This is a genomic window from Achromobacter deleyi, assembly GCF_013116765.2.
Lineage (GTDB): Bacteria > Pseudomonadota > Gammaproteobacteria > Burkholderiales > Burkholderiaceae_B > Achromobacter > Achromobacter deleyi_A.
On the sequence record NZ_CP074375.1, the window covers coordinates 1438537 to 1464627 of the forward strand.

The following is a 26091-nucleotide window of genomic DNA, read 5'->3' on the forward strand; positions in this document are numbered from 1 at the left end:
ATCTAGCAACGCCGTTTCATCGCATAAAGCGAATAAATACGGAAGGCCTTTTTCGCTTCAAGCGAAAAAGCGGCCAGCGGGCCGGGCAGTCCGGCGATCCGCGCCCATGCGCCGCAAGGCCTTGCGCAGCGCCCGCTCAGGCGTGGGCGGGCAGCGCCAGCAGTTCGCCCATGCGCACCGGGCCCAGCACCGAAGGCGTATCCGCCCAGCGGATCTTGTCCGGGCCGAACAGCACGATGGCCGTGGAGCCGAGCTTGAAGCGGCCCATCTCGGCGCCTTTCTCCAGATGGATGGGGGCGGTGTCGTCGTAGCGGGTGGACTTGACCCGGCGCTTGTAGGGCGTGACCAGCCCGGCCCAGACGGTCTCGATCGAGGCCACGATCATGGCGCCGACCAGCACGACGGCCATGGGGCCATGTTCCGTGTCGAAGATGCAGACGACGCGTTCGTTGCGCGCGAACAGGCGCGGCACGTTGCGGGCGGTCAGGGGGTTCACCGAGAACAGGCGGCCCGGCACATGCACCATTTCGCGCAGCGTGCCGGCAACCGGCATATGGACGCGGTGATAGTCCTTGGGCGACAGGTAGACGGTGGCGAATTGCCCGCCCTGGAACGGCGCGGCGCGTTCGGCGTCGCCGCCCAGCAGGTCGGCCAGGCCATAGCTGTGGCCCTTGGCCTGGAAGATGCGGCCCTGTTCGATGGCGCCCAGCTGGCTGATGGCGCCGTCGGCGGGACAGAGCACCGAGCCGGGCTCGTCGTCCAGCGGCCGCGCGTCGGGCTTCAGCGCGCGGGTGAAGAAGTCATTGAAGCAGTCATAGGCCAACGGGTCTTCTTGCAAGGCCTCGCTCATGTCCACGCCGTACTTGCGGACAAAGCGCGAGATCATCCAGTTCTTGACCGCGGGCTCGCGGCAGTCGGACGCGTATCCGAAGAAGCGCGACACCAGATGGTGAGGCGCGAGATACTGGCTGGCGAGAAATACTTGGTCTTTGATCGGCATCTAAGAGCGCTAAAAAACGCGTCCCGCATACAAGCGGGACGTGGTTGGAGGCTGCCGCGCAGGCCCGAGTGACAATGGATGCGCGTAATGCGCGGGATTGTAACGCGTCCAGGCCCGATTGGATGCCGATCGGCGCGGTCAGGCGGCCTTTGCTGCCAGCTTGGTCTTGTAGAGCCAGTCCTTGTAGTCGTCCAGGTCGCCATCGAAGGGGCTGACGCTGCCGTCGGCCACGATGATGAACTGGTCGGTGGTCGCGCGCAGCAGATGGCGGTCGTGCGAAACAAGCACCAGCGTGCCTTCGAACTGCGCCAGCGCCGTCGTCAGCGCTTCGCGCGTTTCCAGATCCAGGTGGTTGGTGGGCTCGTCCAGCAGCAACAGGTTGGGACGCTGCCAGACGATCAGCGCCAGCGCCAGCCGGGCCTTCTCGCCGCCGGAGAACGGGGCGATGGAACTGGTGGCCATGTTGCCATTGAAGTTGAAGCTGCCCAGGAAATTGCGCAGCTCCTGTTCGCGCACGGTGGGCGCGAGCTTGGCCATGTGCCAGAGCGGCGACTCGTCGTGCCGCAGCATCTCGACCTGGTGCTGGGCGAAGTAGCCGATGGACAGGCCCTTGTTGAACTGGGTGTCGCCGGCCAGCGTGTCCAGTTCGCCCGCAATGGTCTTGATGAAGGTGGACTTGCCCGCGCCGTTGATGCCCAGCAGGCCGATGCGCTGGCCCGCCTGCAACGAGAAGTTGATGCCGGACACGATGATCTTGTCGGAAACGGCCTGGGTCTCGTCGTCCTCGATGCGATAGCCGGCGCTGACGGTATCCATGGTCAGCAGGGGATTCGGGGCGCGCAAGGGCTCGCGGAACTCGAACGAGAACTCGGCGGCGGCGCGCAGCGGGGCCATCTCTTCCATGCGGGCCAGGGCCTTGATCCGGCTCTGGGCCTGGCGGGCCTTGCTGGCCTGCGCCTTGAAGCGGTCGATGAAGGATTGCAGGTGCGTGCGTTGGCGCATCTGCTTTTCCATCATGCCTTGCGCCAGCTCCAGCTGCGCGGCGCGCTGGCGTTCGAACGACGAGTAGTTGCCCGAGTAGCGCTTGAGCTTGCGCTCGTCGATGTGGACGATGACGTTGACCACGCCGTCCAGGAAGTCGCGATCATGCGAGATGACGATCAGCGTGCCCGGATAGCGCTTGAGCCAATCTTCCAGCCAGATGATTGCGTCGAGGTCCAAGTGGTTGGTGGGCTCGTCCAGCAGCAGCAGGTCGGACGGGCACATCAGCGCCTGGGCCAGGTTCAGGCGCATGCGCCAGCCCCCGGAAAAGCTGGTCAGCGGCAGGTGCATCTGCGCCTGCGTGAAACCCAGGCCGGTCAGCAGTTGTTCGGCGCGCGAATGAACGGTGTAGGCGTCGGCATCGGCCAGCGCGGCATAGATGTCGCCCATGCGCAAGCCGTTCTCGGCGCTTTCGGGTTCGGCTTCCAGCGCGGCCAGTTCCGCTTCCAGGCGGCGCAACGTGACGTCGCCGTCGATCGCGTACTCGATGGCGGGGCGGTCCAGCGCGGGCGTTTCCTGCGCCACGTAGGCCATGCGCCAGCTTGCGGGGTAGTCGAGGTCGCCCTGGTCGGCGTGCAGCGTGCCGCGCAGCAGGCCGAACAGGCTGGACTTGCCGGCGCCGTTGGCGCCGATCAGGCCGATCTTGTCGCCGGGGTTCAGCAGCAGGTCGACTTTCTCAAGCAAGGGCTTGACGCCGCGCATGAGTGAAACTTGTTGGAAGCGGATCATGAATCTAGTGGCAGGGGGGTGGCGCGGCATGCGCGCGGCAAGGCTCCCGCCACAAGGCGCGGCGCAAAAAAGGGAACCGGGGCGGGATCGCGCGCGAGTGAAAAGACGCCGGCGCGAAAGGCCGATCGGACGGGCTGGCCGTCCGATCGTGGGCACTATTGTACCGTCTGCGCAGCGCAACCTGGATGACAGGGACGCAAGCGGCAGGAAAACGCGCTATTGGCCGGTGATCGCGGCCGCCAGCGCCAGCACGCGTTCGGCTTCTTGCGCGTGCAGATTCTCGACCAGCGCGCCATCCACCACGGCCACTCCCAGGCCCGCGGCCTGCGCGGCCTGCCAGGCCTGCAGGCGCTTGCGCGCGCTGGCCAGTTCGTCGCTGGTGGGCGCGAACGCGGCGTTGGCCGCCGCGATCTGCCTGGGATGGATCAGCGTCTTGCCGTCAAAGCCCAGGTCGCGCCCCTGTCGGCAGGCGTCGGCCAGGCCGGCGTCGTCGTCCAGGTCCAGGTGCACGCCGTCCAGCGCCGCCAGGCCATGCGCCCGCGCCGCCATCACGGCCAGCGAGCGGGCCAGCAGCGTTTCCTCGCGCGAGGGCGTGTGGCGGGCGTGCAAGTCCTTTACCAGGTCCGAGGTGCCGACGACGATGGCCGCCAGGCGGGGATGGCCGCCCGCGATGGCGTCCAGGCGTAGAAAGCCCAAGGGGGTCTCGGCCATGGCCCACAGCGGCAGGTCCGCGGGGGCGCCCGCCGCGTCCAGCGCCTGAGCCAGCGCGGCCAGCTGCGCGGCCGATTGCACCTTGGGCAGCAGCACGGCGTGGGCGCCGGCGCGGGCGATGGCGCGCACGTCTTCCAGGCCCCAGTCCGTGTCCAGCGCGTTGATGCGCACGACGCATTCGCGGCGTCCGTAGCCGCCTTCGCGCAATGCGGCGGCGACCTGTTCGCGGGCCTGGCGCTTGGCGTCGGGCGCCACCGCGTCTTCCAGGTCCAGGATCAGGGCGTCCGCGTCCAGGGTGCGCGCCTTGTCCAGCGCGCGGGCATTGGCGCCGGGCATGTAGAGAACGGAGCGGCGGGGGCGGATGGCGGAGTTCATGCTTGCGCTTTCAGTGTTTGGGGAGACTGCCGATGATGGTCACGGGCGTGGTGCAGACATAGCCTACGCCATACACGGTGCGTATGCCCATGTCGCCGCCCGCATGCGCGCGCAATTTGCGGCGCAGCCGGTGCATGTGCGCGTCCAGGCGGTGCGTATCGTAGGCCTCGGCGCTGGCGCCCAGCGCCTCGACCAGACGGCCGCGCGACAAGGGCAGGGGCGCGGCCTGGATCAGCGCGCCGACCAGGCGGCTTTCGGTATCGGTGATATCGACACAGATCTGCTTGGGCGATACGAGCGTGCGGCGCGCCGGGTCGAAGCGCCACGCGTCGGATTCGGCGTCCTCGGCGTCGGCCGGCGGCACCACGCGCAGGCGGCGCGACAGCGACACCAGGGTGGCGCCCAGCTCGGCCAGGTTGACGGGTTTGGTCAGGTAGTGATCGGCGCCCAGGCTCAGGCCGGACACCTTGTCTTCGCTCAGCAGGCGTCCGGTGAGCATGATGATGCCCATGGAGGGATAGGTCGTGCGCAGATGCGAGACGCGAGCCAGTCCGTCGCCGTCCGGCAGCATGGCGTCCAGGACGAGGATGCCCGGCGTAACGGTCAGCAGCAGCTGGTCCAGTTCGGCCAGCGAGCCCGCGGTGAGTATGGCTTTGTCCAGGCCGAGATCATGGATGTATTCGGCGATGGTGTCGCGCCAGTCCCCGTGGTCATCGACGACGATGATCGTCACGGCGCCGCGCGCGCCTGCGGTTCCGCGGGAGACGCTCCAAGGGCAAACATGCTTTCCGCTCTTATCATGCTACGGCTTCTTTGTGGGGAAACTCCGCCCGCGCGGGCGCACGGCCGGATGGGGCGCGATACGTTTCGTATCTTTGGCGCTAGCGCAGAATATCATTATCGCCGTTGCGGCGGCGCGGCATGAATCCGGGATCTCATCCGCGCGTGGAAGAACATTGGGCTGGTCAAAAATTGAGCAGGCCGTTCGGCATCGCCCGAAAGGCCATCAGCCGGGCGTTTGCCTTTTTCTTATCCACAATTTCTGTGGATAAGAAAAAGCTTGTGGATACCGTCCGTTTTACGTAGGCAGGAGTTCCACGGGCACGCCCTGGGGCACTTTGCGCACGCGGTCGCGTTCGATCCGCGCCGGCGCGAAGCGCGTCTTGCGCGCAGCAGCATTCTGCAGCAGCACCGACAGCACCGACCCCTTGTCCTGAATCCAGTGGGTCTTGCCGCGCAGCAGCTTCATGGCGTTCTCCGGCGTGCCCAGGCGATAGGACATGGCGTTGATCTCCACGGCGTTCTTGCCGTTGAAGGCGGACTCGTCATGCTCGACGATGGCGGCCGCGTCGAGATTGCTGCTTTCGTGATCGACGCGGTAGATGAACTTGAATCCGCTGAACGGATCCTGCACCACGATGAGTTTCTCCGAGCCGGAGATATCGGACATCATGCCGATGACCAGCGATTCGACCATCTGGTTGCCGCGCTGTTCTTCGGTGTAGATAAAAATGCTGTGGCGCGCGCGCGGGGTGGGGGCCGGGGCGGCCGGGACGAGGCGAGAACGATCCATACCTGACTAAAAAAGGGCGGAAAGGGCGCAAGGCCCGGGGGACTACGGAAAGAACAAAATGCGCCGGCCTACCGCGGACGGTGCATGCGGGCCAGCAGGCGCGCCTTCACCGATGGCCAGTCCTCGTCGAGGATGGCGAAATAGACCATGTCGCGCGTGCGTCCCGATTGCGCGATCAGGTGCTTGCGAAAGACACCTTCTTCGACGCCGCCGATCCGGAGTATGGCTTGCCGCGACTGCGTATTGCTCAGCTCCGTCTTGAACACGACGCGTATGATACCAATTGTTTCAAAGGCGTGCTGTAACAGCAGAAATTTGGCTTCAGTATTGGCGCCAGATCGTTGGCTGGCGGGCGTAAGCCAGGTGGCGCCGATCTCCAGCCGCTTGTGCGACAGCGCGATATCCATGTAACGCGTGGCGCCTATGATCTGGCCCGTGCTTTGCTGCACGATGACAAAGGGCAGGCAGGTTCCGTCCCGCTGCCCCGCCAGCGCGCGCTCTACATAGCGCTGCATGTCCTGGGGCGTGGATACGGGTTCGGGCTGCAGGCGCCAGAGCTCCGGATGCAAGCCGATCTGCGCCAGGGGGCCGGCGTGGCCAGCGGCCAGCGGCTCGAGCCGCACGATGTCGCCGGCGAGCGTGACGGGCTGCAGATCGGGCAAGGTCATGGCGGCATTCTCGGTCGGCGGTAGAGAGGAATTCTACGCCGGGGCGCGCTTGCCGAACATCGGCGCCGGGCGCAGAATGCGGCGCATGAAAACAGACGTCGTGGTCCTTGGCGCGGGTATCGTGGGCGTGAGCGCCGCCCTGCATCTTCTGGCCCGCGGCCGGTCGGTGACGCTGCTCGACCGGCGAGGACCGGGCGAGGAAACCAGCTACGGCAACGCCGGGCTGATCGAGCGCGCAAGCGTCATCCCCTACGCGTTTCCGCGCGACTGGCGCAGGCTCTGGCGCTACGCGCGCAACAACACGCCCGACGTGAGCTACCACCCGCGCTTTCTGCCGCGCATCGCGCCGTGGCTGCTGCGCTATTGGTGGCATTCGTCGCCGTCGCGCCTGGCGCGGGCGGCCGAGGCGATGCTGCCGCTGATCGAGCGCAGCGTGGCCGAGCACGATGCCTTGAATGAAGATGCCGGGATCTCGCACCTGTTCCGCCGCAACGGCTGGATCGACGGCGCGCGCACCGAGGCCGGCCTGGCTCAAGCTGTTGCCGACGCCCAGGCGGTTGCGCATTATGGCTTGAACTACCGGGTGCTGGACCGCCAGGCGCTGGCCGCCATGGAACCCTCGCTGTCCTCGCGCATGGCGGGCGCGGTGCATTGGCTGGACCCGGTCAACGTGTCGGATCCCGGCGCGGTGACGCGGGGCTATGCCGCCTTGTTCGAGCGGCGCGGCGGACACCTGGCGCGTGGCGACGCGCGCAGCCTGGAGGCGGCGGGCAAGGGCTGGCGGGTGCAGGGCGAGCAGGGTCCGATCGAGGCCCGCGACGTGGTCGTGGCGCTGGGGCCGTGGTCGCCGGACGTCCTGCGTCCGCTGGGCTATCGCATCCCGATGGCCGTCAAGCGCGGCTATCACCAACACTTTGCGCTGGAGGACGGGGCGAGCCTGTCGCATCCCGTGGCGGACATCGAAAGCGGTTTCATGGTGACGCCCATGACCCTGGGCTTGCGGCTGACGACGGGCGCGGAATTCGCGTCGCGCGATGCGCCGCCTTCGCCCGTGCAGATCCAGCGGACCCGCGCGCTGGCCGCGCAGCTGTTGCCGCTGGGAGCAGCGGTGGAGCGCGAGCCCTGGATGGGATGCCGGCCCTGCATGCCGGACATGCGGCCAGTGATAGGCGCGGCGCCGCGCCATCCGGGCCTATGGATGGCGTTCGGGCACGCGCATCATGGCTTTACGTTGGGGCCGGTGACCGGCAAGCTGCTGGCCGCCCTGATCACGGGACAGGCGCCGGAATTCGATCCGGCGCCTTACGGCCTGATGCGCTGAACGGCGCGCTGAGCCGGCTCAGGCCTGGCTGGCGGTCTTTTCGCGGCGCTGGCGCACGGCGAGCGCCAGGGCGGCAAGCACCGGCTCCGTCTGGCTCCAGCCCAGGCAGGCGTCGGTAATGGACACGCCGTGGCGCAGGGGCTGGCCAGGCTTCAGGTCCTGGCGGCCTTCCTCAAGGTGGCTTTCGATCATGACGCCCGTGATGCGGGTGTCGCCCTGGGCGAGCTGGGCGGCAATGTCGTTGGCCACGTCGACCTGGCGCAGGTGCGACTTGTTGGAGTTGGCGTGCGAGCAGTCGATCATGACCTGTTCGCGCTGGCCGGCGGCGCGCAGCGCGGCGCAACAGGCATCCACGCTGGCGGCGTCGTAGTTCGGGCCTTGCTTGCCGCCGCGCAGGATGACGTGGGTATCCTGGTTGCCGCGGGTCTCGAAGATGGCGGCCATGCCCATTTTGGTCATGCCCATGAAGGCGTGCTTGGCGCTGGCGGCAACCATGGCGTCGGCCGCGATCTGCACGCCGCCGTCGGTGCCGTTCTTGAAACCCAGCGGGCAGCTCAGGCCCGAGCTGAGCTGGCGGTGGCTGGGGCTTTCGGTGGTGCGCGCGCCGATGGCGCCCCAGGCGATCAGGTCCGCGATGTACTGCGGGCTGAGCAGATCCAGGAATTCGGTGGCGATGGGCAGGCCCAGGCCGCTGACGTCCAGCAGCAGTTCGCGGGCGCGGCGCAAGCCCTCATTGATGCGGAAGCTGCCGTCCAGGCGCGGATCATTGATATAGCCTTTCCAGCCGACGGTGGTGCGGGGCTTTTCGAAGTACACGCGCATGACGATCAGCAGCTCTTTCTTGTGCTGTTCGGCGGCGTCGCGCAGGCGGCGCGCGTATTCCATGGCCTGGCCGTGGTCGTGGATGGAGCAGGGGCCCACCACCAGCACCAGGCGGTCGTCGCGGCCGTGCAGCACATCGGCGATCTCGGCGCGGCTTTGTTCGACCAGCGTCTGGATCGCGGCGGAAACCGGCAGTTCGTCCTGCAGGAGTGCGGGGGAAATCAGCGGACGCACCGCGCTGATGCGGGTGTCGTCGGTGCGCGTGTTGTCCTGGGTGGCGTCTGCCGCGCCGACCTCGCGGTCGTGCAGGGGGTCGTCAATGCGGGTCAAGGGAAGCTCCGTGCCGTAGATGCGGGAAAGTCCATCATTATCGCACTGGCGGCCGACGGACGTATCGCAAGGGTTGCGTTCGTCCGGCGGAGAGGCCCGATCCTACGTCTATCGGCGATGAAATTGCATTAACCCGTTATCAATAAAGACAGGCCCTGCGCGGATGCCGTAGCATTGATCCACGTTATCCAAGCGGCCGCCTGTGAAGGCATGCCCTATGCAGATTAGGACAGTCAGCAATGCCTAAACCCGATGCTGGAGCGACCCGACGGATTCTTCTCGTGGAGGACCACCCCGTCGAACGCGCTTACTTGCAGAACTTGCTGCTGGCATTGGGCTTTCGCCGCGTGGCGGGACTGGGAAGCAGCATCGAAGCGGTCAGCGCGCTGACGCGGCAATACTATGACGTGCTGATCAGCGACATCGTGATGGGCGAGGGCGATGGCACCCGCCTGCCCAACGATCTGCGGCGGCTGGTGGATGCCGGGCGGTTGAAGAGCATGCCCCCGATCATCTGGATCAGCAGCCTCAGCGACGAACTGCTGCAATCGCATGTGCGGCTGGCCTTGCAGGCCGGCTGCCCGTCGGCCCAGGCGCTGTCCAAGCCGGTGTCGCGCAGCGCCATGCAGCAGGCCCTCAAGACCGCGCTGCACAGTATCGACGACGAGTCGGCATCGCCGCATCAGCCCAAGTCGCTGCGGCGCGATGTCATCGAAGCGGCGCTCGGGCAGGCGCTGGCCTCCGGCGCCGGCATGAGCGTGGTGCTGCAGCCGCAGATGAGCCTGTCGACGGGACGCGTGGTGGCGGCGGAAGCCTTGTCGCGCTGGGTCCATCCGGAACTGGGCGTGATTTCGGCGGCGGACTTCGTGCCGGCCTCCCATCGGCTGGGCCTGGACCGCATCCTCTTCAGCCGCGTCACCGACCGGGTCCTGGAGGTGCTGCGCCAGATGCATGACGAGGACATCGCCGTGCCCATCGCCATCAACGCATCCGCCTCCACGCTGTGCTCCAGGGACCTGCCGGGCCTGCTGGAGCAGCGTGTCGGGCAGGCGGGCCTGCCGGCCCGGCTGGTCAAGGTGGAGCTGACCGAGGACGAGCCCGTGACCGATTGGCTGGCGTTGTCGTCGTCCTTGAATCTGCTGCGGGTGCGCGGCTTTGAGCTGGCGATGGACGACTTCGGCGCGGGCATCGCGTCCATGCGGCTGTTTTCGGCGATGCCTTTCACCGAATTGAAGATTGACCGCGACTTCATCGTGCACATGCACAGCGAGCCGGCCTCGCGCGCGGTGGTGGCCGCGGCGATCGAGATGGGGCGGGTGCTGGGGCGCCGCGTGGTGGCCGAGGGCGTCGAACAGGAGCGCGACGTGCAGTTGCTGCGCGAGCTGGGCTGCGACGTGGCGCAGGGCTACGGTATTTCGATGCCTTTGGAGCCCAGGGCCTTCATCGAGTTCTGCCGCGGCCGACAGGCCATGCAAGGCCAGGGCGGCCTTTGATCGGCGGACCTTTGAGACGGATCAAGAACGCGCCGGCGTAACGGAAAACACGGCCTTCGGCGACACTACAATCACGTCATTCGAGCTGCGCCTGCGCGGCGCAGGCCCCGGTTTCCGACGGAGCGATGCACCGATGCGACGAGTCCTGACTGCTGTTCTCCTGGTTTCCCTGCTGGCCTGGGCGGGCTCCTGTTGGCTGCAGCCGCCCGCCGAATTCAACATCTGGACCGCGCGCGACCAGCTCATCCTGTTGACCGGGTTGAGCGCCTACGCGCTGATGGCGCTGATCATGCTGCTGGCGGTGCGGCCGATGTGGCTGGAGCGCAGGCTCGGCGGGCTGGACAAGATGTACCTGCTGCACAAGTGGAGCGGCATCCTGGCCACGGCGCTGGCTGCGGCGCACTACCTCATCAAGGTGGGTAAGCCGGTATTGCTGGTCTTTTTCGACCCGGCGGTCAAGACGCCGCGCGCAGCCGCCTTGCTCGATGTCTTTCGCGGCTCGGCCAAGGACATCGGCGAATGGGCCGTGTGGATCCTGCTGGCCATGGTTCTGCTGACGCTGTGGCGGCGCTTTCCCTATCACGTTTGGCGCCAGGTGCATCGCATTGCCGCCGTCATCTTCCTGGTGGTCGCCTTCCATGGCGTGGTCCTGACGCCCGCTGCGTGGTGGTGGCAGCCCGCGGGATGGCTGGTGGGCGTCGCGACCGCCGTGGGGACGGTCTGCGCCGTGCTGGCCCTGACCGGCAACATCGGCCGTGCCCGGCGCCACAAGGGGCATGTGCTGGCGGTCCATGCCTTGTCGGACGACATTCTGGCGCTGACCTGCAAGGTGGAGGGCAACTGGCATCACCGCGCCGGGCAATTCGCCTTTCTGACCGCGGACTCCCGCGAAGGCGCGCATCCCTTCACGGTGTCGGGCGCCGATGACGGCACCGGGCGCGTGCAGTTCTCCATCAAGGCGCTGGGCGACTACACCCGGCGCCTGCAGAAGAGCCTGGCGGTGGGCCAGGCGGTGACGGTGGAAGGGCCCTACGGCTGCTTCGACTTTCAGCGCGATGACGGGCGGCCGCAGGTCTGGGTAGGCGCCGGCATTGGCGTCACCCCCTTCATTTCATGGCTGGAATCCCTGCAGGCCCGGCCGCAAGACGCGCCGGCCGCCACCCTGTATTACTGCGCCCGCAATGCCGCCGATGCCCCGTTCGCCGCGCGGTTGCAAGAGTTGTGCGCCCGGATTCCGACCGTGACTCTGCACGTGCGCTACAGCGACAGGCAGCGGCCCTTGACCGCTGCCGAGCTGGTCCCGGAGCACCGGGCGGACGCGCCATGGCCCAGTGTGTGGTTCTGCGGCCCCACGGGCTTTGCCGACGCGTTGAAGGATGGCCTGCACCGGCTGGGGATGCCGGTGCGGCAGCTGTTCCACCAGGAGGCGTTCCAGATGCGCTAGGCCCATGCGGGGCTCATCTCGCCAGTCGCGGGCCGTTTCAGATGCCGGACACGTCGATATCGCCGGGATAGTCGACCGAGAACTTCAGGACGGTCTCGCGCGACTTGCCCGGTTCCATCTCCCAGTCCCAGACCAGCTTGCCGTCGTCTTCGCGCTTGATGTCGCGATCGGCGGGCGAGATCAGCTTGACCACGATCTTCTCGTTCCGGGAGATGGGCAGGCGGTCCTTGAACGACACCTGCTCCTTGGTGGCCTTGTTGTTCTTCACGGTGATCTTGTATTCATAGGTCACGCGCTTGCCGCTGCCGGAAAAGCCGGTGCTTTCCGTGTAGCGGTTCACGAGCTGGCGCTTGATGGAAATGCCGTCGTCGGCCCCCAGCGCCAGTTCGACCTTCTCGCCAGGCATCACCGCCTTCATGGAGCTGGACGCGACGAAGGCGTCGTCCAGGAAGGTGTTCAGTGGGCCGGCCAGGAACGGAATGTCCGTGCTGTTGGCGGCCTGAGCCGTCAGGTAGACGGCTTCGCGCAGCCCGGGCGTGGACTGGTATTGCAGCGTGGCGGGCAGCTTGGCGGTCGCGATGGCGACGCGCTGCGTCGTGTTGTCGGACAGGAGCGTCGCCGGTGCCTTGATCTGGAACGACGCGCTGGTCGCCGCGTTCTGTACCTGGGCGGTGGAGACCTCGATGGCTTCCGGCACGGGTTCGGGGGATATCGAGCCCGCTGCGTCCTCCGCGGCCCGGGAGCGCGGGGCGCGCTTGAACTGCTGCATCGCGGCGGCTTGCTCGGCTACCGGGGCCGGCGCGGCGACGGGGCGGGGCGGCGGCGGCGGGGCGGCCACATCAATGATCCACGGCTGCAGCGACGGCGCGCCGCCGCCCAGGGACGGCCTGGCGGTGGACAGCGTGAGCTTGACGTTGTTCCAGTCCTCGCCCGTGTTCTGGCGGATGACGCCGAAGTAGCCCAGGTCCACGTTGCGGTCCGCCGGGCGCAGGCGCGCGTCGTAGGAGGGTGTCCAGCGCGCGCCCGCGACCGCGTAGGACACCGCCAGGTCCAGCTTGCCCGCCCGGGCCAGGTTCACGCGCAAGGTGACCGTCTTGCTGCGCTGGCCGAGTTCGCCCCGAGCCTGTCCCAGCTGGTTTTGCAGCACGGCCAGTTCCAGGTCGAGCGCGGCTTTCTGTTCCGCGACGCGGCGCAGGCCGGCCAGCGTCTTTGCCAGCGTATCGGCGCTGAGCGACTGGATCGTCTTGAGTTCGTCCAGCGTGAGGCGAGCGCCGTCCTTGGCCGGTTCCGTCGCGCCGCGCTGCATCATCAGCACGAGCTCGCGCTGGTTGTCCAGCACCGCTGCCTCGTCGTCGAGCGCGGCCTGCCGCGCCTCGAGCTTGCGGATCTGTTCGTCGAGCTGGCGGACTCGTTCGTTGGTGGCGTCGGCCTGGTAGGCGTCCCGGACCTTCACGTCCAGCAATGTGGCCTGGCCGGTGCTCTTGGCCGTGACCTGCAGTGAATTTTCCTGAAGCGAGGCAGGCAGCTTTTCCAGCACCAGCTCATGTTCGCCCGCAGGCAGTTCGCTGCTGGCGGCCCGGGTCACGACGGCGCGGTCTTGATAGACCGTCACGGCGCCTATGGATGAGGCCAGCCCGGCGGCGGCGCCAAGGCCGGGAATGGTTGCAATGGCCAAGGCCAGGAGAGTACGTCGCACAGGGACACCTCTAAAAGGTTGATTGCGGCCGGATTCCGTCTTGGGGACGTATCGGCGACAGCGCGAGAATTTAACGTGTGTCCGCGGTTGCCAGTTTACGGAAGATGACAAAACGCGACAGAGGGATGCCAACAGATACTAAGCGCGCTCCGGGTGCGCCAGGCGGCGCAGCATGTCGACCGCGTTCTCCGCCGCGATCGAGCGATCGTGGCGGCGATAGGCCATGTCGAGCAGGGCGTGCGGCGCGTCGCCCTTGATGGGCCGGTACTCGATACCCTGCGCGCCCATGTGGCGCATGGCGGCGGGCACGATGGAAATGCCCACGCCGGCGGCCACCAGGCTCACGATCGAAGCCATCTGCGGCGCTTCCTGGATGACGCGCGGCGCAAAGCCGGCCCGCTGGCAGGCGGACTGGATCGCATCGTACAGGCCTGCGCCGATGGGCCGCGGATACAGCACAAAGTCCTCATTGGCCAGCGCCGCGATGGGAACGCCGCGCTTGCGGCTGAGCGGGTGGTCGGGCGGCAGGGCGACCAGCATCGGTTCGTCCAGCACACGCTCGGATTCGAATTCGGGGTCCAGCACATAGGGAGGACGCACGAACGCCACGTCCACGTCGCCCGCCCGCAGCCCGCGCAGCAGTGAAATGGTGTTGCTCTCGGTCAGCGTGACGCGCACGTCGGGGTAGCGGTCCCGGTAGGCCCGGATGGCGCGGGGCAGGTAGGGATGGAACACGGCCGAGGCCGTAAAGCCCACGGTGACCGCGCCGCGCTCGCCGCGCCCCAGGCGGCGGGCCAGGTCGATGGCGCGGTCGGCGCTGGCCAGGATGGCGCGCGCGTCCTCCAGGAATTGGGCGCCGGCTTCAGTGAGTGCAATGCCGCGCGGCAGGCGCAGGAAGAGCGGTGTGCCGATCTCGCGCTCCAGCTGTTGGATCTGCTGGCTGAGCGGGGGTTGGCCGATGCCCAGGCGTGCCGCCGCCCGCGTGAAGTGCAGTTCTTCGGCGACAGCGGTGAAGTAGCGCAGGTGACGCAATTCCATCTTTTTTATATATGAGCAGGGTTGGTTTCATATATTGGACATATGAAGGGGAAAAGTCTACCTTGTGCTCACGGGCTCGCGGCCCGTTGTTATTCGAGAATCCTGATGTCTACCCCCTCTGCAAGCCCCGCACCCGAACGCGACGCCGCGCCAGCGACGCCATCCGACTATCTGGCCCGCGGCACGCCCGCACTGCGCCGTGCGCAATGGGCCTTGTTCGCCGCCGGCTTTTCCACCTTTTCCCTGCTTTATTGCGTGCAGCCGCTGATGCCGCTGTTCACGCGCGCTTTCAACGTGTCGCCCGCGCAGAGCAGCCTGGTGCTGTCGCTGTGCACGGGCCTGCTGGCGGTCGCCATCTTCTTCGTGGGGCTGTTTTCCCAGGCCTTGCCGCGCAAGCGCATCATGGCGCTGTCGCTGTTTGCATCCGCGGTCCTGGGCACGATTGCCGCCGTGGCGCCCGACTGGCACAGCCTGTTGGCGCTGCGCGCGCTGCAGGGCGTGGCGATGGGCGGCGTGCCGGCCGTCGCCATGGCTTACCTGGCCGAAGAGGTCGAGCCCGGCACGCTGGGCTTCGCGATGGGCCTGTACATCAGCGGCAGCGCCTTCGGCGGACTGTCGGGCCGCGTCATCACCGGCCTGGTGTCCGACCATTTCGGCTGGCGCGCGGCCATGGGCACGCTGGGGCTGCTGGGGATCGTGGCGGCCGTGCTGTTCGTGTGGCTACTGCCGGCCTCGCGCCGCTTCACGCCGCGGCGCGGGCAGGGATGGGCCGGAGTGTGGGGCGATGTCCGGGCCGGCGCGGGTTCGCACCTGAAGAATGGCCCCTTGTGCGGCCTGTTCGCGCTGGGCGGCCTGCTCATGGGCGCTTTCGTCGCGGTCTACAACTACGTCGGCTTCCGCCTGCTGCTGCCCCCGTTCTCGCTGAGCCAGACGTTCATCGGCTTCATCTTTGTCGTCTACCTGGTTGGAATCTTTGCCTCGACGTACTTCGGCCGCCTGGCCGACCGTCACGGGCGCGGCGCGATGCTGTCCGCCGCAACCGGCCTGGCGCTGGCGGGCCTGCTGCTGACCCTGTCGGATTACCTGCCCATCCTGATCGCGGGCATCGTCGTGTTCACCTTCGGCTTCTTCGCCGCGCACGCCGTGGCCAGCGGCTGGGTCGGGCAGATGGCGCGTGGCTACAAGGCGCTGGCTGCCTCGCTTTACCTGCTGGTGTACTACGTGGGTTCTAGCGTGCTGGGCTCCCTGGGCGGGCACTTCTGGACAGTGGGCCTATGGCCGGGCGTCGCCGCGATGGCGGGCGGATTGCTGGCGCTGGCGCTGGCGATCAGCGTGGGCCTGGCCTGGCGTACGGGCCGGTCGCACCGGGCGGGCGGGGCGGCCGGAGGCGCGCCGGGGGACACGGCGGTGCGCGGCGGCTAGGCGCCCGGATTTATTTCGTAAAAGATAAACGTTCTCATTTATACTTCGTGGAATCCTCTCCGGCGCCGGCTCAGGCCCCGCCGTCCTTCTTCCTGTCCGAGGCCCGCGATGAACTCCACGTCCCCCGAACGCCACACCTTGCAGCGCGAGCACGCGGCGCTGCTGGCCGCCTACGGGCAGGCCCAGTCGCACTGCAGCCGGCTGCTGAGTGCGCAGGCCGCGCGCATCGCGCAGCTGGAAGGCGAGACCATGCGCCTGCGGGCCGCGGTGATCCAGCGGGACACGGCGCTGGCCTGGGCGCGCGAAGACCGCCTAGCGCTCGAGGGAGCCATTCCCGGGCTGCCGCGGCGGGTTGCGCTGGCGCGCCGGGTGACGCAATTGATGGAGCGTGTCCAGATACTGATGCGCGAACGCCTGGCTTGGCAGGACCGTGCGAGCCAGGCGCGTGAGCGCCCGGTGGAGCGCTTGTCCGAAACGCCGCCGGCGCGGCCTGCCGTGGCTGCGATCGCGCTGCGCGAAAAGTCGGTGCTGTGCGTGGGCGAGGACGCCATGGCGCTGATGCTGACGCGCAAGGTGGTGGAAATGGCGGGCGGCCGGTACCTGGGGCACAGCGGCGGGGAAGATGCCAATGGCGACACGCTGGAGGCGAGCCTGGTCGCCGCCGACCTGGTGATATGCCAGACCGGCTGCGTGAGCCATGGCGCGTACTGGCGCGTAAAGGATCACTGCACCCGCACCGGCAAGCAGTGCGTGCTGGTCGACAAGCCCGAGGCCTTGACGGCGCTGCGGCTGGAGCGCCAGACGGAACACCACACCGGCTGACTTCGTGCCGCCGCCTGCGCCCGGCGGATGAAGCGTAGCGTCGCGTTACCTAGGGTTTCGGTTCAAGCCTGCCCCTCGCAATACATTCTGTATTGCAAAGGGGGAATCATGCTGACCAAGCAAGACCGCGTGTCCCTGCCATGGACCGATACGCTCGCCCGTCTGGAAGACGAACGCATCATGCTGGAGCGGATCGCCGCCGGCGTGCCGTTGCCGCAAGTGCTGGAGCATGTGCTGCATGCCATCGAGGCGCAGTCCAGCGTGGAGTTGCGCACGTCCATCGCGCTGGTGGATGAAACCGGAGGCCTCCTGCGGCATGGCGCCGCGCCCAGCTTGCCGGACGCCTTCAATGCCGCCGTCGACCGCGCGCCGATCGGTCCGCTGGTGGCGTCGTGGGGTGCGGCGGCGCATTCGGGCAAGCCGGTATACGTGGAGGACATCGCCACGCATCCGGGGTGGCTGCCCTGGCGCGACCAGGCCTTGGCGCATGGGTTGCGCTCCTGCTGGTCCACGCCGATCAAGGCGCCGGACGGCCGGTTGCTGGGCGTGTTCTCGAACTATTACGGCACGAGCCGCCTGCCGTCCGCGCATGATATCGACGCGATCGCGCTGGTCACGCGCAGCGCCGCACTGGCCATCGAGCGGCATTGTCTCGACGTCGCGCTGCGGCGCAGCGGCGAGCGCTGGCGCGCGATGTTCGATGGCATGCAGGAGGCCTTTTTTCTGGCCGAGGCCTTGCGCGACGACGACGGGCGCATCATCGATTTCCGCTTCCTGGAGGTCAACCCGGCGTTCGAGCGGCAAAGCGGCATGAAGGAAGGCGACACGCTGGGCCATACCCTGCGCGAGATGATCCCGGGCGTGCCTGGCCAGATCCTGGACACGTTTGCCCAGGTCGTGGAAAGCGGCGAGCCGGCGCAATTCGAGTTCGCGGTGCCGGCGCCCAAGGACGCCTGGTACGAGGCGCGGGCGCGCAAGGACGGCGCCGACCGGATCATGGCGATGTTTCTTGACGTCACGGCCCGCAAGGCCGCCGAAACGGAGTTGTGGGAAGGCCAGCATCGCAAGAACTTCCTGCTGGCGCTGGGCGACCGGATGCGCGAACTGCATCATCAGTCGGCCATCGAGCAGACCGCCTGCGGAGGGCTGGGCCAGCATCTGGCGCTGGGACTGGTCGCGGTGCTGGATTGGCCGGGCGAAGGCGCGACCCCCGTGCTGTCCACCTGCTGGCGGTCGGAAGCGGACCGCGCGGGCCTGGACGCCCTGGCGCCGGACCAGTTCGGCGAGGAGTTCTACGCCGCGCTGCGCAAGGGCCGCAGCGCATACCTGCAGCCCTTGCTGGCGGAGGCGGGCGGCGAAATCCGACCGTCGGCCATCGTGGTGCCGATGCGCCGCTGGGCCCGGCAAGGCGGCGCGCTGGTTGTCCGGCCCTTGTCGTGCAGCCGGCTCAAGGCTGGCGACCTGGCCTTCATCGAGGAGGTCGCCGAACGAATGTGCGATGCCGTCGAGCGTTCGCAATATGCCCGCATGCTTGAGCAGCGCGTGGAGAACGCCATCGCCGAGCGCGACCGCATCTGGCGGCTGTCGCCCGAGCTGCTGGCCGTGATCGACGCGCAGGGGCGCTTTGTCAGCGTCAATCCCGCGGTGCGCCCCATCCTGGGCTGGACCCCGGACCAGTTCCTGTCGATGGGTCTGACCGAGCTGATCCATCCGGACGACCAGGCGCAGACCCGCGAGGCGTGGGCGCACGCCTCGCACGCGAACTCCGCGCAGGCGGTGCGGCACCTGGAGAACCGCGTGCTCAAGCGCGACGGCGGCTACAGCTGGATCACGTGGAGCATGTCGTGGTCGCAAGACAATCTGTACATGACGGGCCGCGACGACACCGACCTGAAGGCGAAGGCCGAAATGCTGGTCGAAGCCGAGAACGCCCTGCGGCAATCGCAGAAGATGGAGGCGGTGGGGCGGCTGACCGGCGGCATCGCGCATGACTTCAACAATATGCTCCAGGGCATCACGGGCGCCTTGTACCTGATCCAGCGCAAGCTGGCGGGTGGCCGGCCGGAACAGGCGCAGCGCTTCGTCAATGTGGCCATGGATTCCGCGAACCGCGCGGCTCACCTGACACAGCGCCTGCTGACCTTTTCCCGGCGCCAGCCCATCGATCCCAAGCCCTTCAGTGTCCAGGCCACGTTGCAATCGATGGCGGACCTGTTCCACCGCTACACGGGGGAGCGGGTGACGCTGGTGTTCGACCTGGAGCCGGACCTGTGGACGGTGAGGTGCGACAAGAACCAGTTCGAAAATGCCATGCTCAACCTGGTGATCAATGCATGCGACTCGATGCCCAATGGCGGGGTTCTGACGGTCGCCGCGGTCAATGCCCGGCTTGACGGCTCGACGCTGCGGCAAAACCCGGGGGTGGGCCCGGGGGCATACGTCGAGGTGGCGGTGGTGGACATGGGCTGCGGCATGACGCCCGATGTGCTGGCGCATGCGTTCGACCCGTTCTTCACAACGAAACCGCTGGGCGAAGGAACCGGGCTGGGCCTGTCGATGATCTATGGCTTTGCCAAGCAGGCCGGCGGGGCTGCCACGCTGGAGAGCTCGGTGGGGGTCGGTACTTCGGTCAGGCTGTACCTGCCCAGATACGACGGCGAGCCCGAAGCGGCGCAAGAGCTGGCGGCGGTAGGCGGGTTGGGAGCGGCCACGGCGAAGCCGGCGGTCGTGGTGGTGGTGGAGGACGACGCCAATGTGCGCGAGATGGTGCGCGAATGCCTGGTGGAATTGGGCATGCAAGTGGTGACGGCGGCGAACGGCGAAGCGGGGCTTGAACTGGTGCGGTCGACGCCGGGCATGAATCTGCTGGTGACGGACGTGGGCCTGCCGGGCTTGAACGGGCGCCAACTGGCCGATGCCGCGCGCGCGGCGCATCCCGGCTTGCGGGTACTGCTGATGACGGGCTATGCGGAAAGCGCGGCAAGCGACCGGGGATTCCTGGAGAGCGGCATTGAACTGATCGTGAAGCCGTTTTCGCTTGAGGTGCTGGGAGATCGCGTCAAGCGCATGCTGGAGACGGTTGCGGGGCCGCAACGCTAGGGCCAGGTGTTGCAAAGACAGGTAAAAAATACCCCGTGCCCGATACCGGCGCCGCAGCGCCGGAGGGGCAGAGACGGGCACGTGGCTTGCGACAAGGCTGGAGCATTCCAACCTAGGAGCTTTGCTATGAAAAACCGTGCCTTGACTTGTGCGTTTGTACTACTGGCCGGACTCGCGTCCGCCGGCGGGGCGATGGCCGAATCGCGCGGCGTCTCGCCAGCCTCATCCCCTTCCACCACGCCGAACGACGGGACGGCCGTGCCGCCGAACCAACCCGTGCCCCCGGGCCAGATTCCGCCCGCGCCCAATGCGGCGCCGAATACGCAGAGCGCGCCGCCCAGCCTCAATAGCGACAATCCCATGAAGGCGGGCAATCCTTCGTCCGATATGCCCAAGCGCGCGCGCGAGGCCAATGACAATGTGCCGCGCACGCCCGCGGGCGGCGCGACGCCGCCTCCGGGGTATCCCAACACCGGCGGCAAGTAATGAAAAGGCTTCCCTCGGAAGCCTCTCCATGCGCCCGCGGCATGCCGTCTAATGCTGCCGGCGCAGTTCCGCGGGCGGCACCCGGAGTTGCCCGCGGTACTTGGATACCGTGCGGCGAGCAAGCAGGATGCCGCTTGAAGCCAGGTGCTGCGTCAGTTCCACGTCGGACAGGGGCATGGCCGGGTCTTCGGCCTCTACCATTTCCTTGATCAGGGCGCGCACCGCCGCGGCCGAGCAGGATCCGCCGGATTCGGTGGCCAGTTCGCGCGAGAAGAAGTGGCGGAACTCGAATACGCCGCGCGGGGTCGTCATGTATTTGCTGACGGTCGCGCGCGACACGGTGGACTCGTGCATGTTCAGGTCGTCGGCCACTTCGCGCAGCATCAGCGGACGAAGTGCCACCTCGCCGTACTCGAAGAAGGTCTGCTGGCGTTTGACGATGGCCTCGGCCACGCGCTGGATGGTGGTGTAGCGCTGTTCCACGTTACGCACCAGCCATCGCGCTTCCTGCAGTTCCTGCGCCATGGGGCTGCGGTCGTCCAGGCGCGCGCGCCGGAACAGATCCGCGTAGGTGCTGTGAAGGCGGGCACGGGGCATGGCGTTGCGGTTGGGAAGCACGCGCCAGCGGCCATGCCACTTGTCCACGAAGACATCGGGCACGACGTAGACCGGCGCTTCGCCGCTGTAGCGGCTGCCAGGCTTGGGGTCCAGGTTGCGGATCAGCGCGCAGGCTTCGCGCAGCGCTTCGTCGGAACAATCCAGCAAGCGGCGCAGGCCCACGCAATCATTCTTGGCCAGCCGGTCCAGGTGCTCCTGCACGATGTGCAGGGCCAGCTCGCGGGTGGATTCGTTGACATCGCGCGCGGCGGCCAGTTGCAGGGACAGGCATTCCCGCAGATCGCGCGCGGCCAGTCCTGGGGCGTCGAGCTGTTGCACCAGGCGTAGCGCCGCCATCCATTCGCCTTCGTCGGGCGCCGGGTTGAAATCGGGATGGGCGGCGCTGCACAGGCCGGCCAGGGGCACGCGCAGATAGCCGTCATCGTCGAGCGCGTCGATGATGAACTCGGCCAGCAGACGGTCGCGCGGTTCCAGGTGATAGTTGCCCAGGTCCAGCGAGAGGCGCTCGCGCATCGACACGCTGGCGCAGGCCCATTGGCCCAGGTCGCTTTCGCCGCCAGCCGACGCATGGGTGGGGTAGTCGCCGGAGTAAGCCGGCGCGTCCGGCGGGGTGTCTTCGGCCCCGGCCCCCTCGGGCACGATCGCCGGCTCGGGCACGGGCTCGCCGTCGGCGGCCTGGGCCCCGCCGCGGGCCTCGGGCTGGATGGGCGCCGCATCGGCTTCCAGTTCGTCCGCGTCCTCAAGAAATGGGTTGGTCGCAAGCGCGTGTTCCACCGCCGTGGTGAACTCCAGCGCGGACATCTGGAGCAGTTTGACGGACTGCTGCAGGCGGGGCGCCAACGTCATCTGCTGGCGCAGGCGCAGTTCTTGCATAGGATGGCCCAATCGAGTCTCCTGGAGGCCGGCCGCCGAAAGGCAGCCCATGCTTGAACTCAAGCAAAGACCGTGCCAAGCCTGTTTGCGGGGCGGGGCGTCCCTTGGGCACGCGACGTGCTGACCCAGTATTACAAGATGACGGTAAGAACTGCTCAGGCCGTAGTGCCTGGCTCGTCCTTTTCGTATACGTCCAGCCGGTTGTACAGGGTCTTCAGGCTGACGCCGAGCGTTTCGGCCGCCAGCCGCTTGTCCCCGGCGTGATGGGCCAGCGTGGCCAGGATGAACTCGCGCTGCGCGCGGCCCAGCGGCATGCCCACGGGAACATTCAGGGCGCCGTCGCGCACCTCGGTCTGCTGCGCGCCCCGGGAGCGTACCAGCAGATCGGCGTCGAGCTGGGAATCCGACAGGATGTAGGCGCGCTGAACCACGTTGCGCAATTCGCGAACATTGCCGGGCCAGTCATGCCGAGCGATGGCGTCCAGCATGTGCGCCGAAAACGTCTTGCGCGTGCCGTGCTGCGCATTGAGGGTGTCCAGGAAATGATGCGCCAGCGCCAGGGCGTCGTCCCCGCGCTCGCGCAGTGGCGGCACGCGCAGCGGAATGACCAGCAGCCGGTGGAGGAAGTCCTGGCGCAACCGACCGTCGGCGACGGAGGCGGCCGGGTCGCGGTTGCTGGCGCAGATGATGCGGACATTGGCGCGCAGCAGATCCGAGCCGCCGACGCGCTGGTAGGTGCCTGCCTCCAGCACGCGCAGGAAATGGACCTGCATGTCCGGCGGCATTTCCGTCACTTCGTCCAGGAACAGTGTCCCGCCGCTGGCGTATTCGAAATACCCGGCATTTTGCGACACGGCGCCGGTGAAGCTGCCTTTTTCATGGCCGAACAATTCGGCATGGGCCAGTGTGCCGCTGATCGCGCCGCAGTTCACCGCGACGAAGGGCTGCCCCCGACGGTCGCTGGCGTCGTGGATGGCGCGGGCCACGATTTCCTTGCCGGATCCGCTTTCGCCGATGATGAATACGCTGGCATCGGTGGCGGCAGCCAGGCCGATCTGGGCGCCCAGTTTGCGCATTTGCGGGGACAGGTCGCTGGCATTGGTGAAAGCGGTGGGGGACACTAATGCACTCTCGCGCCCCGCGGTGTTGCGATTGGCCATGCTGGTTCCTTGGCCCGGCAGCGGGCCTGCGATGAGATCATCGTAGAAGCGAGCGGCCGTCAGGATTGCGACGAGTTGAAAGCAATCGAAAACTTTGTAGGAAAGCTTCGAATATTTGCGCCGGCGGCCATCAGACTGACTATTCTGGGCACTGGGAAACCGTACACGGAGATAGCATGCCTCATCTGCTCATCGTCGACGATGACGACGCGATACGGGAAACGCTGGCCGAGATCGGCCGCGACAGCGGATTTTCGGTAGCCTTGGCGGCAAGCGTCAAGGATGCGTTGATACAGCTTGAACGTCAGGCGCCGGATCTGGTGCTGACGGATGTGCGCCTGCCCGGCGGCAGCGGCATGGACATCTTCAAGAATGTGGCGATCAGCAGCGCCGAGGTCGTGGTGATGACCGGACACGGTTCCGTCGACAGCGCGGTCCAGGCCTTGCGGCTGGGTGCGACCGATTACCTGGTCAAGCCCATCTGCATGGAGCGCCTGAACGAGATCCTGACGCGCATCATCACGAACGCAGGCGGCGAGGCGCCAGGCACCCCCTTCGAGGAGCCCGGACGCTTCGGCAAGCTGTATGGAAAGTCCGAGCCCATGCTCGAACTGTATCGCCAGATCGGGCGCGTGGCGCCGACCAATGTCACCACCTTGCTGATCGGCGAGAGCGGCACCGGCAAGGAACTGGCCGCCCACGCCATTCATGAGCTCAGCCCGCGCCGCCAGCGCCCGTTCATCGCCGTCAATTGCGGAGCGATTTCTCCCAACCTGATCGAAAGCGAAATGTTCGGCCACGAGCGCGGCAGTTTCACGGGCGCCGACCGGCAGCACAAGGGCTACTTCGAACGCGCGGACGGCGGCACGCTGTTCCTGGACGAAGTGACGGAAATGCCGCTGGATCTGCAGGTCAAGCTGCTGCGGGTGCTGGAGACCGGGCAGTTCATGCGCGTGGGCACCAACCGCGAGATCGGTTGCGACATCCGTATCGTCGCCGCGACCAACCGCAATCCCGAACAGGCGGTGCAGGAAGGCAAGCTGCGCGAGGACCTGTATTACCGGCTGAGCGTCTTTCCGCTGGAACTGCCGGCGCTGCGGGAGCGGGGCGGCGACATCCTGTTCCTGGCGCAGCGCTTTCTGCAGTCGCTCAATCAGGAGTCGGGCCGGAACAAGGATTTTTCGCCGGAGGCCGCCGCGGCGCTTGCTCAGTATGAATGGCCCGGCAATGTGCGGGAATTGAAGAATTTCGTGCGGCGCGCATTCATCATGGCCGACGGCGATGTGCTGGACCTGGACATGCTGCAGCCCCATGTCTCGCCGGGCGGCGAGGCGGCGAGCGGGCAGGTGAGCGTGCCGGTTGGCGAAACCCTGGCCGAAGCGGACCGGCGCCTGATCCTCGCCACGCTGGAGCGCTGCAACGGCGTGAAGAAGCAGACCGCGGCGGTGCTGGGCATCAGTCCCAAGACGCTGTACAACCGCCTGGAAGAGTACGCCGCGGCAGGGTATGTGCTGCCGGGCGAGGATCCCCAGGCGGGCAATCCGCCCAGGGGATCCGCCTAGGGTTTACTTGCCGTAGCGGGTCTTCAGGTTGGCCATGCAGGCGTCCTTGGCATTGCCGGACATGCCGTCGCATTTTTCCTTGCCGACCTTGTAGTCGGCTTCATTGCGCGCTTTGGCCGCTTCATGCGAGCTTTCAGCCTTTTCCTTCCCGGCCTTGGCGTCCGCCTTCGCCTTGTCGCGATTGGCCTCGGCCTGCTGCTGGCAGACATCCTTGGCATTGCCCTTCATGCCGTCGCACTGCTTCTTGTCCATCTTGTATTGATTGTCGATCTGGTCGTCGCTGCGCACGGTGCCAGCGCCCATTTGCGCCGAGGCCTGGAACGCCAGGGCGGACAGGCAAAGAGCGACTGCGGGGCAGATTGTTCTGGACAGCTTCATGACTGACTCCTTTGGGTGATGGTCCGATACGTGGCGGACCCGCGAGACCTGAAGCAAGCGCTGTTCCCGGCCAGGCCGGGAACGATGCTTGCGCAGGGGCGGGAGGCCTGGCTGCAGACCTGCACGGGCTGGACCAGCTACAAGGAGATAGGCATGAGCACGCAAAGCGAACGGGACCCGGCCAAGCCCAAGGCCAATGCGCCGAAGGACGAGACGCAGGCCGCCCATCAGAGCGGGCAATTCGGCGCGGACAAGCCGGGCTTCGGCAAGCCGCCGCCGCCCAAGCGCGAGTCCGACAAGGAACCCAATGTCAAGGGCCCGGAGTATGAAGAGGGCGGCCAGTACCCGGGCAAGCGGCCCGGCGGGCAGTAGGGGCAACCGGGATGGCGGCAATCATCCGCCATTTCTTTCAGGGTCTGGCTCATCCCGGGACACGCCGGCCTCGTCCGCATCCGTGATCCGGTCGGGCGAGATGTCGGCGCCTTCGTCGTCGTGTTCCTCGGGATCCACGCTCTCGCGTTCGCCGGTTCCCTGGGAATCGCTGTCGGTGTGCGCGCGGCCGGGCGGCAGGTCGCTGGCCGAGTCCGACGAGTCGCTTGGACCCAGGTCGGGGCGGCCGCTCTCGTCGATCGCGGGAAAGTCGGGGTCTGGAATACGGGGCATGACGGTCTCCGGGAGCGGGCGCTTCGATGCCGGCAGGAAAAGGCGCCTTGCCGGCTCTTGTACCGGTTTCGCAGCAAGTGCCGTGCCGGATCGGGCCGGGTACGCAAGTTGCTGCCGCTGCCGCGCAAGGAGACAAACAATGAAGAAGACACGGAAATCCATGCTGGCGGCGCTGGCCGCGATGACGATGCTGCTGGTCGCGCCGACCGCGGTCTGTGCGGCGGACCTGGCCGAGTCCGACGCCCGTTTCCTGCAGGCCGCGGCGGGTGGCGGCATCTTCGAGGTGCAGGCCGCCGAGCTCGCCAAGAAACGTGCCGGCGACGCGCAGGTCAAGGCTTACGCCGCGAAGATGCTGGAGCAGCACCGGGCCGTCAACGCGGAACTGAAGGCCTTGGCGGCCAGCAAGCAGGTGACGCTTCCCGCGCGACCGGACGAGCCGGACCGCGCCACGCTGGAGCAGTTGCAGGGCATGACGGGCGCCGCATTCGACCAGCTGTACGTGGAGAAAGCGGCGCTCGATGCGCACGCCACCGCCAATCGTCTGTTCGGGACCGCGGCCAAGGAATCCGAGGACCCGCAGATCCGCGGCTTTGCCGAGCGCACCTTGCCCATGCTGGCGGACCACTATGCAATGAGCCGGGCGCTCATGCGCGAGGCCTCACCCGCCACCGGCGAAAAGATCCAGCCTGCCGTGAAGGGCGAGGCGCCCGCCGTATCGCCGGCATCGCGCCAGGCGCCGCCCTCGGTCGTGCCGCCCAAGTAGCCTG

Annotated in this window: 23 protein-coding genes; 10 read left to right on the top strand and 13 right to left on the bottom strand. The window is 67.2% G+C overall.

What is annotated here, in order from left to right; translation table 11 throughout:
• Nucleotides 1–136: 136 nt before the first annotated feature.
• From asd to HLG70_RS06590, 6 genes are all read right to left on the bottom strand, one after another.
• Entirely contained in the window at nucleotides 137–1000 is an 864-nt protein-coding gene (gene asd / locus HLG70_RS06565; RefSeq protein ID WP_171662564.1) for an archaetidylserine decarboxylase, read from the bottom strand.
• Between the two features lie 138 nt (nucleotides 1001–1138).
• Nucleotides 1139–2770, bottom strand: coding sequence for an ATP-binding cassette domain-containing protein (locus HLG70_RS06570; protein ID WP_171662562.1), 1632 nt, complete (start codon nucleotides 2768–2770; stop codon nucleotides 1139–1141).
• Nucleotides 2771–2986: 216 nt separating this feature from the next.
• Nucleotides 2987–3856, bottom strand: coding sequence for an HpcH/HpaI aldolase/citrate lyase family protein (locus HLG70_RS06575; protein WP_171662560.1), 870 nt, complete (start codon nucleotides 3854–3856; stop codon nucleotides 2987–2989).
• A gap of 10 nt (nucleotides 3857–3866) precedes the next feature.
• Nucleotides 3867–4589 (bottom strand): response regulator transcription factor, encoded by a 723-nt coding sequence (locus tag HLG70_RS06580; RefSeq protein ID WP_171662558.1) that lies wholly within the window; start codon nucleotides 4587–4589, stop codon nucleotides 3867–3869.
• Between the two features lie 345 nt (nucleotides 4590–4934).
• Nucleotides 4935–5429, bottom strand: a complete 495-nt coding sequence (locus HLG70_RS06585; protein ID WP_171662556.1) for a hypothetical protein — start codon at nucleotides 5427–5429, stop codon at nucleotides 4935–4937.
• A 68-nt stretch (nucleotides 5430–5497) separates the two neighbouring features.
• Nucleotides 5498–6097 carry a GNAT family N-acetyltransferase gene (locus HLG70_RS06590; protein ID WP_171662554.1) on the bottom strand — a complete coding sequence of 200 codons (600 nt, stop codon included), beginning with the start codon at nucleotides 6095–6097 and terminating at the stop codon, nucleotides 5498–5500.
• A gap of 85 nt (nucleotides 6098–6182) precedes the next feature.
• On the opposite strand from HLG70_RS06590, the gene HLG70_RS06595 reads away from it, so the two are divergent.
• Nucleotides 6183–7418 (top strand): NAD(P)/FAD-dependent oxidoreductase, encoded by a 1236-nt coding sequence (locus HLG70_RS06595; RefSeq protein ID WP_171662552.1) that lies wholly within the window; start codon nucleotides 6183–6185, stop codon nucleotides 7416–7418.
• 18 nt (nucleotides 7419–7436) lie between these two features.
• On the opposite strand, the gene HLG70_RS06600 is transcribed toward HLG70_RS06595, so the two are convergent.
• On the bottom strand, nucleotides 7437–8570 hold the full coding sequence (locus HLG70_RS06600; RefSeq protein ID WP_284143636.1) for a 3-deoxy-7-phosphoheptulonate synthase: 1134 nt from the start codon (nucleotides 8568–8570) through the stop codon (nucleotides 7437–7439).
• A 239-nt stretch (nucleotides 8571–8809) separates the two neighbouring features.
• Between HLG70_RS06600 and HLG70_RS06605 the strand changes: the two genes are divergently transcribed.
• Nucleotides 8810–10063, top strand: a complete 1254-nt coding sequence (locus tag HLG70_RS06605) for an EAL domain-containing response regulator (RefSeq protein WP_171662550.1) — start codon at nucleotides 8810–8812, stop codon at nucleotides 10061–10063.
• A gap of 133 nt (nucleotides 10064–10196) precedes the next feature.
• A complete protein-coding gene (locus tag HLG70_RS06610; protein ID WP_171662548.1) occupies nucleotides 10197–11507 on the top strand; it encodes a ferredoxin reductase family protein in 1311 nt (436 codons plus the stop codon).
• Nucleotides 11508–11544: 37 nt separating this feature from the next.
• On the opposite strand, the gene HLG70_RS06615 is transcribed toward HLG70_RS06610, so the two are convergent.
• Both HLG70_RS06615 and HLG70_RS06620 read right to left on the bottom strand, forming a co-directional pair.
• Nucleotides 11545–13203, bottom strand: coding sequence for a mucoidy inhibitor MuiA family protein (locus HLG70_RS06615; protein WP_234102960.1), 1659 nt, complete (start codon nucleotides 13201–13203; stop codon nucleotides 11545–11547).
• Between the two features lie 138 nt (nucleotides 13204–13341).
• Nucleotides 13342–14241, bottom strand: coding sequence for a LysR substrate-binding domain-containing protein (locus HLG70_RS06620; protein ID WP_171662546.1), 900 nt, complete (start codon nucleotides 14239–14241; stop codon nucleotides 13342–13344).
• Between the two features lie 105 nt (nucleotides 14242–14346).
• Here HLG70_RS06620 and HLG70_RS06625 point away from each other — a divergent pair, with 105 nt between their 5' ends.
• The 4 genes from HLG70_RS06625 (at nucleotide 14347) to HLG70_RS06640 (ending at nucleotide 20070) form a co-directional block, all read left to right on the top strand.
• Nucleotides 14347–15663 (top strand): MFS transporter, encoded by a 1317-nt coding sequence (locus HLG70_RS06625; RefSeq protein ID WP_171662544.1) that lies wholly within the window; start codon nucleotides 14347–14349, stop codon nucleotides 15661–15663.
• Nucleotides 15664–15771: 108 nt separating this feature from the next.
• The gene (locus HLG70_RS06630) at nucleotides 15772–16485 is read left to right on the top strand and encodes a DUF2325 domain-containing protein (protein ID WP_171662542.1); all 714 of its coding nucleotides are present in this window, start codon (nucleotides 15772–15774) and stop codon (nucleotides 16483–16485) included.
• 108 nt (nucleotides 16486–16593) lie between these two features.
• Nucleotides 16594–19584: a PAS domain S-box protein gene (locus tag HLG70_RS06635; protein WP_171662540.1), complete on the top strand. Its 2991-nt coding sequence runs from the start codon at nucleotides 16594–16596 to the stop codon at nucleotides 19582–19584.
• Nucleotides 19585–19710: 126 nt separating this feature from the next.
• A complete protein-coding gene (locus HLG70_RS06640) occupies nucleotides 19711–20070 on the top strand; it encodes a hypothetical protein (RefSeq protein WP_171662538.1) in 360 nt (119 codons plus the stop codon).
• 48 nt (nucleotides 20071–20118) lie between these two features.
• Here the strand turns inward: HLG70_RS06640 and HLG70_RS06645 are convergent, their stop codons facing one another.
• On the bottom strand, nucleotides 20119–21612 hold the full coding sequence (locus HLG70_RS06645) for an RNA polymerase factor sigma-54 (RefSeq protein WP_419144761.1): 1494 nt from the start codon (nucleotides 21610–21612) through the stop codon (nucleotides 20119–20121).
• Between the two features lie 104 nt (nucleotides 21613–21716).
• Nucleotides 21717–22637, bottom strand: coding sequence for a sigma-54 interaction domain-containing protein (locus HLG70_RS06650; RefSeq protein WP_171662662.1), 921 nt, complete (start codon nucleotides 22635–22637; stop codon nucleotides 21717–21719).
• Between the two features lie 260 nt (nucleotides 22638–22897).
• Between HLG70_RS06650 and HLG70_RS06655 the strand changes: the two genes are divergently transcribed.
• A complete protein-coding gene (locus HLG70_RS06655) occupies nucleotides 22898–24283 on the top strand; it encodes a sigma-54-dependent transcriptional regulator (protein WP_171662536.1) in 1386 nt (461 codons plus the stop codon).
• A 3-nt stretch (nucleotides 24284–24286) separates the two neighbouring features.
• On the opposite strand, the gene HLG70_RS06660 is transcribed toward HLG70_RS06655, so the two are convergent.
• Nucleotides 24287–24661, bottom strand: a complete 375-nt coding sequence (locus HLG70_RS06660; RefSeq protein ID WP_171662535.1) for a hypothetical protein — start codon at nucleotides 24659–24661, stop codon at nucleotides 24287–24289.
• Nucleotides 24662–24679: 18 nt separating this feature from the next.
• Here HLG70_RS06660 and HLG70_RS29495 point away from each other — a divergent pair, with 18 nt between their 5' ends.
• The gene (locus HLG70_RS29495; RefSeq protein WP_234103487.1) at nucleotides 24680–25033 is read left to right on the top strand and encodes a hypothetical protein; all 354 of its coding nucleotides are present in this window, start codon (nucleotides 24680–24682) and stop codon (nucleotides 25031–25033) included.
• 21 nt (nucleotides 25034–25054) lie between these two features.
• Here the strand turns inward: HLG70_RS29495 and HLG70_RS06670 are convergent, their stop codons facing one another.
• Nucleotides 25055–25324: a hypothetical protein gene (locus HLG70_RS06670; RefSeq protein ID WP_171662534.1), complete on the bottom strand. Its 270-nt coding sequence runs from the start codon at nucleotides 25322–25324 to the stop codon at nucleotides 25055–25057.
• 139 nt (nucleotides 25325–25463) lie between these two features.
• Here HLG70_RS06670 and HLG70_RS06675 point away from each other — a divergent pair, with 139 nt between their 5' ends.
• A complete protein-coding gene (locus HLG70_RS06675; RefSeq protein ID WP_234102961.1) occupies nucleotides 25464–26087 on the top strand; it encodes a DUF4142 domain-containing protein in 624 nt (207 codons plus the stop codon).
• Nucleotides 26088–26091: the final 4 nt, after the last annotated feature.

Excerpts from the sequence above, each read along its gene's own strand:
- HLG70_RS06650 (WP_171662662.1), bottom strand. The coding sequence starts at position 22,637 with ATGCGCAAACTGGGCGCCCAGATCGGCCTGGCTGCCGCCACCGATGCC.
- HLG70_RS06660 (WP_171662535.1), bottom strand. The coding sequence starts at position 24,661 with ATGAAGCTGTCCAGAACAATCTGCCCCGCAGTCGCTCTTTGCCTGTCC.
- HLG70_RS06585 (WP_171662556.1), bottom strand. The coding sequence starts at position 5,429 with ATGGATCGTTCTCGCCTCGTCCCGGCCGCCCCGGCCCCCACCCCGCGC.
- HLG70_RS06630 (WP_171662542.1), top strand. The coding sequence starts at position 15,772 with ATGAACTCCACGTCCCCCGAACGCCACACCTTGCAGCGCGAGCACGCG.
- HLG70_RS06635 (WP_171662540.1), top strand. The coding sequence starts at position 16,594 with ATGCTGACCAAGCAAGACCGCGTGTCCCTGCCATGGACCGATACGCTC.
- HLG70_RS06645 (WP_419144761.1), bottom strand. The coding sequence starts at position 21,612 with ATGGGCTGCCTTTCGGCGGCCGGCCTCCAGGAGACTCGATTGGGCCAT.
- HLG70_RS06575 (WP_171662560.1), bottom strand. The coding sequence starts at position 3,856 with ATGAACTCCGCCATCCGCCCCCGCCGCTCCGTTCTCTACATGCCCGGC.
- asd (WP_171662564.1), bottom strand. The coding sequence starts at position 1,000 with ATGCCGATCAAAGACCAAGTATTTCTCGCCAGCCAGTATCTCGCGCCT.
- HLG70_RS29495 (WP_234103487.1), top strand. The coding sequence starts at position 24,680 with ATGGTCCGATACGTGGCGGACCCGCGAGACCTGAAGCAAGCGCTGTTC.
- HLG70_RS06590 (WP_171662554.1), bottom strand. The coding sequence starts at position 6,097 with ATGACCTTGCCCGATCTGCAGCCCGTCACGCTCGCCGGCGACATCGTG.
- HLG70_RS06595 (WP_171662552.1), top strand. The coding sequence starts at position 6,183 with ATGAAAACAGACGTCGTGGTCCTTGGCGCGGGTATCGTGGGCGTGAGC.
- HLG70_RS06670 (WP_171662534.1), bottom strand. The coding sequence starts at position 25,324 with ATGCCCCGTATTCCAGACCCCGACTTTCCCGCGATCGACGAGAGCGGC.
- HLG70_RS06675 (WP_234102961.1), top strand. The coding sequence starts at position 25,464 with ATGAAGAAGACACGGAAATCCATGCTGGCGGCGCTGGCCGCGATGACG.
- HLG70_RS06640 (WP_171662538.1), top strand. The coding sequence starts at position 19,711 with ATGAAAAACCGTGCCTTGACTTGTGCGTTTGTACTACTGGCCGGACTC.
- HLG70_RS06620 (WP_171662546.1), bottom strand. The coding sequence starts at position 14,241 with ATGGAATTGCGTCACCTGCGCTACTTCACCGCTGTCGCCGAAGAACTG.
- HLG70_RS06605 (WP_171662550.1), top strand. The coding sequence starts at position 8,810 with ATGCCTAAACCCGATGCTGGAGCGACCCGACGGATTCTTCTCGTGGAG.
- HLG70_RS06610 (WP_171662548.1), top strand. The coding sequence starts at position 10,197 with ATGCGACGAGTCCTGACTGCTGTTCTCCTGGTTTCCCTGCTGGCCTGG.
- HLG70_RS06570 (WP_171662562.1), bottom strand. The coding sequence starts at position 2,770 with ATGATCCGCTTCCAACAAGTTTCACTCATGCGCGGCGTCAAGCCCTTG.
- HLG70_RS06625 (WP_171662544.1), top strand. The coding sequence starts at position 14,347 with ATGTCTACCCCCTCTGCAAGCCCCGCACCCGAACGCGACGCCGCGCCA.
- HLG70_RS06655 (WP_171662536.1), top strand. The coding sequence starts at position 22,898 with ATGCCTCATCTGCTCATCGTCGACGATGACGACGCGATACGGGAAACG.